The sequence below is a fragment of the Janthinobacterium lyxosi genome, assembly GCF_051380665.1.
GTDB lineage: Bacteria > Pseudomonadota > Gammaproteobacteria > Burkholderiales > Burkholderiaceae_D > Janthinobacterium.
Window position 1 is genome coordinate 179,569 of record NZ_JBNYXM010000002.1, and the last position, 12,449, is coordinate 192,017.

Annotated in this window: 11 protein-coding genes; 6 read left to right on the plus strand and 5 right to left on the minus strand. The window is 63.1% G+C overall.

The features are described from left to right. Positions 1-122: 122 nt before the first annotated feature. Positions 123-788, minus strand: coding sequence for a beta/gamma crystallin family protein (locus ACQ4WP_RS02690; protein WP_436518558.1), 666 nt, complete (start codon positions 786-788; stop codon positions 123-125). A 210-nt stretch (positions 789-998) separates the two neighbouring features. Between ACQ4WP_RS02690 and ACQ4WP_RS02695 the strand changes: the two genes are divergently transcribed. Then, a complete protein-coding gene (locus ACQ4WP_RS02695; protein ID WP_436518559.1) occupies positions 999-2,393 on the plus strand; it encodes an MATE family efflux transporter in 1,395 nt (464 codons plus the stop codon). Positions 2,394-2,610: 217 nt separating this feature from the next. Beyond that, positions 2,611-4,818 (plus strand): S9 family peptidase, encoded by a 2,208-nt coding sequence (locus ACQ4WP_RS02700; RefSeq protein WP_436518560.1) that lies wholly within the window; start codon positions 2,611-2,613, stop codon positions 4,816-4,818. A gap of 71 nt (positions 4,819-4,889) precedes the next feature. On the opposite strand, the gene ACQ4WP_RS02705 is transcribed toward ACQ4WP_RS02700, so the two are convergent. The 3 genes from ACQ4WP_RS02705 to ACQ4WP_RS02715 all read right to left on the minus strand — a co-directional run bounded on the left by ACQ4WP_RS02705 (position 4,890) and on the right by ACQ4WP_RS02715 (position 8,057). Then, a complete protein-coding gene (locus tag ACQ4WP_RS02705) occupies positions 4,890-5,075 on the minus strand; it encodes a CsbD family protein (RefSeq protein WP_034759763.1) in 186 nt (61 codons plus the stop codon). Positions 5,076-5,258: 183 nt separating this feature from the next. After that, entirely contained in the window at positions 5,259-5,903 is a 645-nt protein-coding gene (locus tag ACQ4WP_RS02710; RefSeq protein ID WP_436518561.1) for a class I SAM-dependent methyltransferase, read from the minus strand. 69 nt (positions 5,904-5,972) lie between these two features. After that, complete coding sequence (locus tag ACQ4WP_RS02715) at positions 5,973-8,057, minus strand: M13 family metallopeptidase (RefSeq protein WP_436518562.1); 2,085 nt, start codon at positions 8,055-8,057, stop codon at positions 5,973-5,975. Between the two features lie 242 nt (positions 8,058-8,299). Between ACQ4WP_RS02715 and ACQ4WP_RS02720 the strand changes: the two genes are divergently transcribed. Next, positions 8,300-8,596: a flagellar protein FliT gene (locus ACQ4WP_RS02720; protein ID WP_436518563.1), complete on the plus strand. Its 297-nt coding sequence runs from the start codon at positions 8,300-8,302 to the stop codon at positions 8,594-8,596. 427 nt (positions 8,597-9,023) lie between these two features. On the opposite strand, the gene ACQ4WP_RS02725 is transcribed toward ACQ4WP_RS02720, so the two are convergent. Next, entirely contained in the window at positions 9,024-10,154 is a 1,131-nt protein-coding gene (locus tag ACQ4WP_RS02725; protein WP_436518564.1) for a type IV pilus assembly protein FimV, read from the minus strand. Positions 10,155-10,326: 172 nt separating this feature from the next. On the opposite strand from ACQ4WP_RS02725, the gene fumC reads away from it, so the two are divergent. The 3 genes from fumC (at position 10,327) to ACQ4WP_RS02740 (ending at position 12,447) form a co-directional block, all read left to right on the plus strand. Beyond that, positions 10,327-11,721 carry a class II fumarate hydratase gene (gene fumC / locus ACQ4WP_RS02730; protein WP_436518565.1) on the plus strand — a complete coding sequence of 465 codons (1,395 nt, stop codon included), beginning with the start codon at positions 10,327-10,329 and terminating at the stop codon, positions 11,719-11,721. 95 nt (positions 11,722-11,816) lie between these two features. Continuing rightward, complete coding sequence (locus ACQ4WP_RS02735; protein ID WP_436518566.1) at positions 11,817-12,038, plus strand: RNA-binding S4 domain-containing protein; 222 nt, start codon at positions 11,817-11,819, stop codon at positions 12,036-12,038. Positions 12,039-12,162: 124 nt separating this feature from the next. Continuing rightward, complete coding sequence (locus tag ACQ4WP_RS02740; RefSeq protein WP_034759786.1) at positions 12,163-12,447, plus strand: hypothetical protein; 285 nt, start codon at positions 12,163-12,165, stop codon at positions 12,445-12,447. The last annotated feature ends 2 nt before the right edge of the window (positions 12,448-12,449 follow it).

A 12,449-nucleotide genomic window follows, 5' to 3' on the forward strand; every position in this document is an offset into this window, starting at 1 on the left:
TGATACCAGTGTAACCATCCGCAGAAAAAACGGTGTAACAAAGTATGGGGAAAGCACAATAAATTGTTACCAAAAGCAATAGCCGGCCCACGCAAGGGCCGGCCACTCTTGCCAGCCTGGCGTCAGCGCACTTCGCGCACCGACGAGATGCGGTTGCTCAGGCGCTCCAGACTCGCGTACTCGCCGGGACCCAGCGTGCGGCAGCGGCCGCGGAAGTCCGCGTCCTCGCACACTTCCCAATACCCGGCGCGCACGCGCGCGCTCTGCGCCGTGTCGTTGAAGTCGCGTTCGCGCAAGTCGGCCGCGCCATTGCGCACGCTCAGGCTGCGGCCGACAAAGTCGTCGCGCGTGTACAAGGTCAGTTCGCCGCCCAGCGCGCGGCCAGGCAGGTGGCCGCGCTCGCGGTCCCGACGCTCGTCCCAGTCACGCTCATGCTCGCGCTCCCGGTCGCGGTCCCGCCCACGGTCCCAGCCGCCGCGCACTTCGCGCAGCGACGTGATTTTGTTGGCGCGGCCATCAAGCGAGGGATAGTCGCCCGCCTCGAGCAGGAAGCAGGCGCCGCGGAAATCGGCTTCCTCGCACGCTTCCCAGCGTCCCGAGCGCACGCGGATGCTTTGCGTCGTGTCGTTGAAACGGACATCTTCCAGGTCGGCGACGGCATCGCGCACGGTCTGCGAGCGGCCGTGATAATCGTCGCGCGAATACAGGGTCAGTTCGCCGGCGCCGGCCAGTTCGGCCGTCATGGCGGCGCCCAACAACAGGGCGCAGTTCAAGGCTTTCTTCAACATGGTCTTACTCCATAGTCAGGATAATGCGGTGTGACTATTTGGTCATTTTGCCAAATAGAGCGCGCAGTCTATCCGCGACTGGCTGTCTTAGCTGTAACAAATGATTACCGCGCGCGCGCCCCCCCCCTTCGGGCCGGGCGCCAGGGATGCCGCGGCGGACAAGCACGGCGAATGCCGGTAGAATCTTGTGTTTAGTCAAGCTTGCCGCCCATGCCACACACTACCTCGTTCACCCTGCCCGCCGTCCGTACTGAAATTTCTTCACTCTGGAAGCTGGCCTGGCCCATCCTGATCGGCCAGCTGGCGACCGTCGGCATGGGCGCGGCCGACGTGGCGATGACGGGACATACGAATCCCGAGGAACTGGCCGCCGTGTCGCTGGGCGCGGCCATCTGGTCCATCGTGCTCGTCACCGTGAGCGGCATCATGATGGCGATCAATACCCTGGTGGCGCATGAAATCGGCGCCGCGCGCCACGACCGGGTGCCGCACATCGTGCGCCAGTCGCTGTGGAAGGCGCTGCTGGTGGGCCTGGTGGCTTGCCTGCTGACGAACATGGCGGCGCTGGTATTCGACCACCTGATGCTGGAACCCGCCGTGGCGGCCAAGGCCAAGCTGTTCGTGCACATCATCAGCTGCGCGCTGCCGCCATTCGCCGCCTACCGCGCGCTGTACGGCTACAGCACCAGCATCAACCAGACCAAGCCCGTGATGGTCATCGCGCTGGCCGCGCTGGGCCTCAATATCCTCGTCAATTACCTGCTGATCTACGGCCACTGGGGCATGCCGAAGATGGGCGGCGTGGGCTGCGCCGTGGCCACCACCTGCTGCGTGTGGATGATGCTGCTGGCCATGCTGGCCTGGATCAGGATCGCGCCCGCCTACCACGCCACGTATCCGTTCACGCACTGGGAAGGGCCGCAGATGTCGTCCATCGGCCCCATGCTGCGCCTGGGCCTGCCCATCGGCGTGACCTACTTTGCCGAAGTGAGCGCGTTTGGCGTCATCAGCCTGCTGGTGGCGCGCTTCGGCGTGATCCAGGTGTCGGCGCACCAGATCGCCCTGAACTTCTCGTCCGTCGTCTTCATGGTGCCGCTCACCTTCGGCATCGCGCTGGTCACGCGCGTGGGCCACGCCGTGGGCGAAGCCAATCTGCGCCGCGCCCGCTTCATTTCGTGGGTGGGCGTGGCCATGTCGCTGACGGCGGCCATCGTCTCGGCCACCCTCATCACCGTCTTCCGCCACCAGATCGCGCAAGCCTACACGTCCGACCCGCAGGTGCAGGCGCTGTGCGCGCAGCTGCTGCTGTTTGCCGCCCTGTTCCAGCTGTCCGACGCGACCCAGGTGGCCACTTCCTGCGCCATCCGCGGCTACAAGGTGACGCGCCAGCCGATGCTGATCCAGCTGCTGGCCTTCTGGGGCTTCTCGCTGCCGATCGGCTATGTGCTGGGACTCGCGCCGGCCGGTTTCATCTGGTCGCCGGCCGAGCCGATGGCCGCCGCCGGTTTCTGGATCGGTCTCGTCACGGGCCTGACGGTGGCCGCCGTGCTGCTGACCTGGTATCTGAACCGCCTGTCGCTGCAGCGCCTGCGCGCGGGGCATTAACCGCAGCGCATTGAACACAGGGCGGCGCGCAATTTATGCGCGCCACTCTTACTGCTTCGCCATACAAAGCACCACCGCCCCACTCTTTCCACCAAAGTAAAGTAGGCAATTGCCGGATTATTCCGTGGCTGACCCTATCGCATTAAATGTCTTGCTCTGGTATCGTTTGCTGTCAAGCATCTTTCTTGACCATCCTTTTACAATCACTGAGACATCCATGCGTTTTATTCTTTGTTTTCTGGCCGCGATGGCCAGCGTTCCCGCATCGGCTGACAAGCTGACCCTGGAACGCATCCATGCCGATCCGGCGCTGGCCGGCCCCGGCGTGCGCAACCTGAAGGTCTCGCCCGACGGCGAGCGCGTCACATTCCTGCGCGGCCGCGCCGACAACCAGTTCCAGCTCGACCTGTGGGAATTCAAGCTGAAAGACAAGAGCACGCACCGCCTGGTCGACTCCAAGGCGCTGGTACCGAATGAAACAATTTCGCCCGAAGAGCAGGCGCGCCGCGAACGCGAGCGCACGGCCAGCCTGAACGGCATTCTCAGCTACAGCTGGTCGCCCGACGGCAAGCAGCTACTGGTACCGTTGGCCGGCAATCTGTACCTGGTCGACGCAGCCCACCCGGACAAGGCGCGCCTGGTCGCCAAGGGCAATGTGCTGGACCCGAAAATCTCGCCGAAAGGCCGCTACGTCTCGTTCGTGCGCGATCAAAACATCTATGTAATCGACCTCAAGACTGGCAAGGAGCGCCAGCTGACGACCGATGGCAAGGGCACGATCCGCAACGGCGAAGCCGAATTCGTGGCGCAGGAAGAAATGGGCCAGCGCACCGGCTACTACTGGGCGCCCGACGATTCCGCCATCGCGTATAAACGCTACGACGAAGCACCCGTACCCGTGGTACGCCGCTTCGAAATCTTCGCCGACCGCACGGACGTCGTCGAGCAGCGCTACCCGGCCGCCGGCGACCCGAACGTGCTGGTGCAGCTGCTGATTGTCTCGCCGGAAACGGGCTCTCAGCGCCAGGTTGACCTGGGCACGAACCCGGACATCTACCTGGTACGCGCCGACTGGAGCTTTGATGGCAAGTCGCTGGTGTACCAACGCCAGTCGCGCGACCAGAAGACCCTCGACCTGGTCGCCGTCGATGCGGCCACCCTGACGCAGCGCACCTTGCTGACGGAAACGTCGACAACCTGGGTCAGCATCCACGACGACCTGCGCTTCCTGTCGAACGGCACCTTCCTCTGGTCGTCCGAGCGCACGGGCCGCAATCACCTGTACCTGTACGACATGAGCGGCAAGCTGCTGCATCCCGTCACCAGCGGAGAATGGGGCATCGACAGCGTGCTGGCCGTGAACCAGAAAACCGGCAAGGTCTTCGTCTCGTCGAACCGCGATGCGGTGATCGACAAGCAAACCTACGCCCTGGCGCTCGATGGCAGCACGGCCGACAAGCCGCAGCGCGTCACCAAGGCCGATGGCTGGCACGACACGACGTTCTCGCGCAATGGCGAAGTCTTCGTCGACACGTATTCCGACCCGGCCACGCCACCGCAAGTGAGCATCCGCCGTCCGGACGGCGCCATGGTGGGCTGGCTGGAAGAAAACGCACTCAATGCCAGCCACCCGTATGCAAAATACAAGGCCGACCACCTGCCGACGCAATACGGCACCCTGAAGGCCAACGATGGCCAGACGCTGCATTATTCCATCGTCAAACCGTCGAACTTCGACGCGACCAAACGCTATCCCGTCTACCTGTCGACGTACGGCGGCCCGCACTCGCAGCACGTGGCTCGCCGCTGGGGCAACAACTTCGACCAGTACATGGCGCAGCAAGGCTTTGTCGTCTTCCGCCTGGATAACCGGGGATCGTCGCGCCGCGAGCGCGCGTTCACGGACGCCATCTATCACAATCTGGGCGCGGCCGAAGTGGCGGATCAACTGGTCGGCATAGCCTGGCTGGGCAAGCAAAGCTTCGTCGACGCGAAGCGCATCGGCGTGTTCGGCTGGAGCTATGGCGGCTTCATGACCTTGCGTTTGCTGTCGGCGGCATCCGACAAGATCGCCATGGGCGTCTCCGTGGCGCCCGTGACCGACTGGTCGCTGTACGACACCCACTACACGGAGCAATTCCTCGGCATGCCGAAGGAAAACGTGGATGGCTACAAGGCCAGCACCGTGTTCGCCCACCTCGACGGCTTGAAATCGCCGCTGCTGCTGGTGCATGGCATGGCCGACGACAATGTGCTGTTCAGCAACAGCACGCGCTTGATCGACGCGCTGGTCAACCGCGGCGTGCAATTCGACCTGATGACGTATCCGGGCGCCAAGCACGGCATCTCGTCGCGCGCGGGCCAACGCCACGTGTACAAGAAAATTGAAATGTTCTTCAAGCAGAACCTTGACGTAGCGAAGTAAAGCGCGCCAAAAATGAAAACCGCCGCCTGTCTCGCGACAGGCGGCGGTTTTTTACATTATTGCTGCCAGATTTACGGTTTGCGGGTGACAGTCTCGACTGCATCCTTGACGTCGCCAACCTTCTTCTGCACTTTGCCTTCGACCTGGTTTGCCAGGCCCTTGGCTTGCTGTTCTTCGCTGCCGACGACTTTGCCAGCGGCTTCCTGGATTTTACCGCCGACTTCCTTCAGTTTACCTTCGACTTGATCTTTGTTCATGATGATATCCTCACGTAGTTGGTACCTCTGTAGTCCGGCACCCGAAGGGCCGGTACTGCGGCTCACACACTGCCACAAGCTTCTTGCTGTGCTTGCTGCGTGTCGATGGGTTCATACTACGCTTGAGCTAACAAAAACTCTGTACGCTTGCTAACACATACTCAATGTCCGTCAACTCCATGGTCATCGAGCTTTACGCCAGACGGTGGCCAGCCAAGGCTGCTGTTCGCGTGGCAAGCCCGGCGGGCGATAGTACTGTTCGACCAGACTGAAACCGGCCGCCTGCACATACGCGGCCCAACGCTCTTCGTCATGGTAGCTGCCGTAGCGCGCGCCGTTCCAGCCTTCCTGGTTGTGGCCGCGCGGATTTGAGCTGAACAGCACGCCGCCCTCCTTCAGGCACGCGTGCAAAGCACTTAGCACGCCAGGCAAGGCGGCGCTGGGCACATGGAACAGCACGGCATTGGCGAACACGCCGTCGAAGTGCGCGGTGGGTAAATCGAGGTCGACAAAATCCTGTTGCCACACCGTGCAGCCGCTGTAGGCGCGTGCCATCTCGACGAAGCGGGGGCAGCCATCGACGCCCGTGGCGTGGTGGCCCAGGGCCGTGAACGCTTTCAGATCGCGGCCCGGGCCGCAGCCCAGGTCGAGGATCGCCAGCGGCGCCGGCTTGCCGATGGCTTTCATCAGCGCGTTAATATTCTGGCTGACGTCATGATCGCGCGTGCCTTCGAAAAACTGCTCGGCGCTGGCGTCGTAATGGGCCAGGGTGCGATGGGTGATGACGTGGATGGGGTCTTGCGGATCTTGCGGTGGGGTCGGCTTCATGGCGCTCCTGTCATCGATGGGCGCATTTTACGCTGCCGACCGGCTCCCCGGCCGGCAGCGTCAGCACTCTTACCAGACGCGCACGCGCTGTTCCGGCGTCAGGTACAGCTGCTGCCCCGGCTGGACGTCGAAGGCCGGGTACCAGGCGTCGAGGTTGCGCACGGTGGCGGCGCGGTATTGCGCCGGCGCATGGCCATCCGTGAGGATTTGCTGGCGCGCCGCCGCTTCGCGCGCCTTGCTGCGCCAGCTGACGCCGTAGCCCGTGAAGAAATCACGGTCCGCCCCCGCTTGCGCCGGCTTGCCCTGCTGCGACAGGGTGAATGCGTCATGCGCGGCAGCCACACCGGCCAGGTCGGCCAGGTTTTCGCTGAGGGTCAGCTGGCCATTCACGGCCATGTCGGGGAACGGCTTGTAGGCCGCGAACTGCGCCACCAATTGTTTTGATGCCGTCTGGAAATGCGCCAGGTCGGCCGGCGTCCACCAGTCGCGCAGCTTGCCCTGGGCATCGAACTGCGCGCCCTGGTCGTCGAAGCTGTGGCTGATCTCGTGACCGATGGTGGCGCCGATGCCGCCATAGTTGGCCGCATCGGACGCTGCCGGGTCGAAAAACGGCGGCTGCAGGATGGCGGCAGGGAAGTTCAGCGCATTTTGCAGCGGCAGGTTGACGGCGTTGACCAGCTGCGCCGGCATGGCCCAGGCCTTGCGGTCAGGAGATTGGCTCAGCTTGGCCAGCTCCTGCTGGTAATGAAACTGTTCCGCCCGCTGCACATTGCCCAGCGCGTCGCCGCGCACCACGCGCAAGCCCGCATAGCTGGCCCAGCGTTCCGGATAGCCCACGCCCACATACAGGGTCTTGAGTTTTTCCTGCGCCTGCGCCTTGGTGGCCGGCGCCATCCAGTCCAGCTTGTCGATGCGGCGCGAGAAGGCGGCGACGATATTCGTCACCATGTCCTGCACGCGGGCTTTCGATTCCGGCGGGAAATAGCGCTCCACGTACAGCTTGCCGACGGCGTCGCTCAGCGCCGCGTTCGTCGCGGCCAGCGCCCGCTTGCTGCGCAGCGACTGCTGCGGCGTGCCGCTCAGGGCGCTGCCATAGAAGGCGAAGCGCTGGTCGGCCGCCGCCTTCGGCAAGGTCGTGCTGAAATGGTTGATCGCGTGGAAAGCGAGGAAATCTTTCCAGGTGGCCAACGGCACGCTCGCCACCAGCGCGGCGCTGCCCGTCATGGCCTTCGGATGCCAGACGATGAAATCCGTCTGCTGGCCCAGCCCTGCCGCCTGGAAGAAGGCTTTCCAGTCCAGGCCTGGCGCTTTGCTGGCGAAGTCGGCGGCGCGCCACGCGTTGTTGCCCTTGGCGACATCGGCCGAATCCTCGCGGCTGGCGTGACTGGCGGCAATCTGCTGCTCCAACGCAAACACGCGCGCGGCGCGGGCCGGCGCATCGCTGTAGCCGGCCTGCTTGAGCATGGCCGCGATATGCGCCTGGTAGCCCGTGCGCAAGCCCTGCATGCGCGCGCTGTCGCCCTGGTAAAAGGCGCGGTCGGGCAAGCCCAGGCCGCCCTGCAGCAGATAGGCCACATTGCGCGTGGTGTCGTTCAAGTCTTGCGCCACCCACAGGCCGAACAGGTTTTCCGTATAAAAATTGGTGGCGTTGAGCGGGTCGACATCGGCGCGCAAGCTCTCGCCCAGCGCGCGAGCCAGGCCCGCCTGGTCGCGGATGCCATTGATCCTTGTCAACAAGGGCTTGATCGGCGCCCAGCCTTTCGCTTCGATAACCCCTTCATCCATCCATGAACGGTAAAAATCGCTGACCTGGCGCGCGGATGCATCCGTCTGTGGCTCCGCCGCCAAGCCTTCGACGAGGCTGATGATGCGCTCGTTGGTCGCGTTGGCAAGCATGGCGAAGGAACCCCAGCTGCTGCGGTCGACGGGAATCTCCGTGCCGCGCAGCCACTCGCCATTCACGTAGTCATAGAAGTCGTCGCCAGGCAAGACAGCCGTGGGCGCCGCCATCGCGGCGGCAGAACTGGCGACCGCCTCCTGGCCATGCGCGTGGACGGCGGCGCCGGTCAGCGCGAAGCCGGACAGGGCCAGCGCCATGGCGCGTTTGCGCCAGGAAGCAGGGAAAGAGGAAGCGGCAGCAGCGACAACGCGCATGGTGATCCTTTCAGGCAAAGTGACGGCGGTAGTGTGCAAAATCATAACGCGTTTTGAGGCGCAGCAACACACTCCCCTGTCACCGCGACGCCAGCGGGCATGCGGCTTGGCAGGCGATTCTGGCGGCATACAAGCAATCATCTAAATTATTTTCATTTTTTTCAAAAAAACCCTCAAGTTCCCGTTCTGGCCGCCGTTAATTTAGACAAGCGGTAATCCTTTCACTAGTTACGGGTGTGCTCATGACCTCCAACGACGTTCTCTCGATGTATGAAAATATTGCAGGAATGACCAACAAAATGGTTGTGGCCGCACGTTCGAGCGACTGGGATGGCTTGGATACCCTGGAAAACCAGTGCGCCAGCGCCGCCAGCACGACCATGACGGGCAGCGTACCTGCCCTGGCCGGCGCCTCGCGCCTGCGCAAGATCGATTTACTCAAGCAAATCCTGGCCAATGATCGCGAAATCCGCGCCATCACGGAACCGTGGATGACGCAGTTGTCGAATGCCATGCCAGGATCGCGCGCCCACATGTAAGTCAATAAGCAAGCTTGCAGAGCCAGAAACAACAAAAGCACCCGGGGGTGCTTTTTTTACGTCTGCCGCCGTGCCAGGGAGCCCGACATCTGCGGCGCTCAAGAAGCAAGGAGGGGAAATTTGGAAGGCGAACCCCAGGTATCTCCTGGCGCCGCCTCGCTGCCGGTTGCATCCGGCGTTCGCGAGCACATCGTCGGCATCGCAAACCGCTTCCAGACCCAGGCGTTTATGCAACGCTACACCTGTTTGTCGCGCCACACTATCGTTGGTGACTGCGCCAGGCTGGGGCTGTTTTATCGTAGAGCAAGTCCACTAAGTTAATCATATCACCATCTTTAAAAAATAGGCAACACGATAGGCAGGCTTTTTTCTGTATTTTTTAAATATCTTTTTTTATATCAAATTTGAGCGCGGCCTTGCAGCACCATTAACGCGAGAACGGCTCCGGTTCCGGTTCGGCCGCTTCCTCCTCCAGCGCTTCCGTCAGCACCGGCACATCCTTTTTCTTGCGGCCGAATGGTTTGCGCAGCAGGACCCAGTATTTCGACGGCGCGCCCGCCCCCGCAGCTTGCTTGCGCTTGCGCACGACATACACGATGAGCGCCGTCAGCAGCAGGAAGATCAGCGTGCCAACACCCAGCCACAGCAAGCCGTTGCCGCCCGCTTTCGTTTCCTTGTCAGCCGCTGGCGCCGCATACAGGGGCTTGGGCTTGGCATGGGGCGCCTCCGCCACGGCAGGCGGAACGGCAGCGGTCGTAGCGGCGGGCAGCGCCAGCGCCTTTTGCAAGGCGCCAATCTTGCCTTCCAATTCGCCGAGCTTTTCATTCAGGACCACGTTTTTCTGGTCCAGCGCCACGCACGCTTCCGCCTGCCCAGCATCCGCCTGCGGCGCGCAAGCGGCCACGGGCGCCGTGGCGCGGCGCAACGGCGCCGTACGCAGCACGGGGGCGGCCAACTTGGGCGCGGCGGGCGGCGGCACAAACACGCGCGACGGGCGCACCAGACCCTCGGCACGCGCGCGGGCCGCCAGCGCGGCGGCATCGGGCGGCGGCGCGCCGGGCGCAACGCGCGGCTGCGGCAGTGGCTGCACCAGCGGCACAGGCACAGTCGCCGGAATAGCTGGCCTGACTGGCGCACTGGCGGCGACGGCAACGGGCGGCGCCGGCGTCAGCCACAAGGTGCCCAGGCGCACGACGGCGCCACTACCATTGCCCAATAACAAATACAAATGCACATGACCAGCCTGGATCGCTTGCCGGGTGGTCACGCGCACATAGTGCCGCCCACCCCGTTCCAGCGGACTGATCGTCAAGGTTTGCAAGGCCGGGTCCATGCCGATGCCGCCGCCGCGGTACACATCGGGCGAAGCCAGGCGCACGGCCACGCCACTGGCTTCCTCAGGCGCCAGGGCCGTCAGTTCGATCTCGGCCAGCAAGGGCTGGCCCACGTGCGACAGCACCGCCATCTCGCCCAGTTCGGCCGCCATGACGGGCGACAAGGCCAGGCTGGCGGCGGCGCACGCGATCAGGGACCAACGGGGAAGGATGCTGCTTTGCATGGACTGATCGCTTTGATAACAAGATAAATAAGGGGAACTCGCCTGTCTTTAACGGCAGGAAATCGCAAAAATATAGATGGACCATGGCAAAAATGATGCAATACAGCATCATCCTGTGCCTTTTTGACGCCTGGAGTACACTCGTTCCACCTCCATCGATGAAAGGGATGCCATGAGTAGCAGAATCGAACGCGACAGTTTCGGCCCGATCGACGTACCCGCCGACCGGCTGTGGGGAGCGCAAACGCAGCGCTCGCTCGAGCATTTCCATATCTCCACGGAAAAGATGCCGCCCGAACTGATCGCCGCCCTGGCCACCGTCAAGCGCGCGGCCGCCCACGTCAACCTGGACCTGGGTCTATTGGATGGCAAGAAAGCCATCGCCATCACGCAAGCGGCCGACGAAGTGCTGGCCGGCAAGCATGACGCAGAATTCCCGCTGGCCGTCTGGCAGACGGGATCCGGTACGCAAAGCAATATGAACATGAATGAAGTGCTGGCCAACCGTGGTTCCGAACTGATCGGCGGCTTGCGGGGCGCCGAGCGCCTGCTGCACCCGAACGACGACGTCAACCTGGGCCAGTCCTCGAACGACATCTTTCCTACCGCCATCCATGTGGCGGCTGCCCTGGCTGTCGCCAACACGGTCTTGCCGCCGCTGCGCCAGCTGCGCGCCACGCTCGACGCCAAGGCCACGGAGTTTGCCGACATCGTCAAGATCGGCCGCACGCATTTGCAGGATGCGACGCCCTTGACCCTGGGCCAGGAATTTTCCGGCTATGTGGCGCAGCTGGACTTTGCCGAGCACATCATCACGGCATCCTTGCCGCCGCTGCTGCAACTGGCCGCCGGTGGCACGGCCGTGGGCACGGGCTTGAACGCCCACGTGGAATTTGCCGGCCGCATCGCCTTTGAACTGGCGCGCCTGACGGGCCAGCCGTTCGAGACGGCCAGCAACAAGTTTGCCGCGCTGGCCGCCCACGATGCGCTGGTGGCCGCCCATGGCGCGCTGAAAACCCTGGCCACGGCCCTGATGAAGATCGCCAACGACGTGCGCTGGATGGCCTCCGGCCCCCGTTCCGGCCTCGGTGAAATCACCATCCCCGAAAACGAGCCGGGCAGCTCCATCATGCCGGGCAAGGTCAATCCCACCCAGTGCGAAGCGCTGACCATGCTGTGCTGTCAGGTGTTCGGCAACGACGTCGCCATCACGGTGGGGGGCGCCTCGGGCAATTTCGAGCTGAACGTCTTCAAGCCCCTGATCGCGCACAATTTCCTGCAAAGCGCACGCCTGCTGGGCGACGGCATGCGCAGCTTCGACGCGCATTGCGCGCACGGCATCGCGCCGAACCGTGTACGCATCGCCGAACTGATGGAGCGCTCCCTGATGCTGGTCACGGCGCTGGCGCCGCATATCGGCTACGACAAGGCGGCGCAAATCGCCAAGCAGGCGCAGCACGAAGGCACGACCTTGAAGGAAGCGGCGCTGGCCCTGGGCTTTGTGACGGAAGAGCAATTCAGTGCATGGATCGTGCCATTGGAGATGACGCGGCCCAACAAAAGCTGACCTCCACCCTGCATTGCTGGCGGCTTCAGGTAAACTATGGATTAGTTGAGGTCGTCATCAAGTGTTTAAAACACATCGTTGCAATAAGGGATACAATGCAAAAAGTAAGCTTTGATTTAACATCCGAGTTCGTCGAGCTGAACCAGCTATTGAAACTGGTCGGCCTGTGCGACAGCGGTGGCGCAGGCAAGGTCATGGTCGATAGCGGCGTGGTGAAGGTCGATGGCAAGAAGGAATTGCGCAAGACCGCCAAGATCCGCGCCGGCCAGGTCGTCAGCGTGGACGATATTCGTATCACGGTCGTCGCTCCAGTCTGACCCCGGCATGGGGCGCGCGAGCAGCCCCGTGCGTCCAGCCAGCCCCCTGCCAGCCCGGCTGCCCGAATCAAGCTGCAACATGTCGTTATTGTCAGATAAATATCGATTGCAGAAGGGAAGCGCCATGGACCATCCCGAACAAGGTACGCGCAGCCAGGAACGCCTGATCGGCGACTTGCGCCAGGTGATAGAAAACGCGGAAGAATTACTGCGCAACACAGACAAATACACCAGCAGCCTGTACCAGAGCGCGCGCGCCAGGCTGGAACTGGCCCTCGTCGCGGCCACGGCCGAACTGGCCCGCTTCGAAGAGGAGCAAGTGACGCGCATGATGGACGCCACCCTGGCCGCGAATGCCCTGTATCGCGATCAGACGGGCGAAGCGCGCTTGCTGCGGGCCTTCGAATAAAG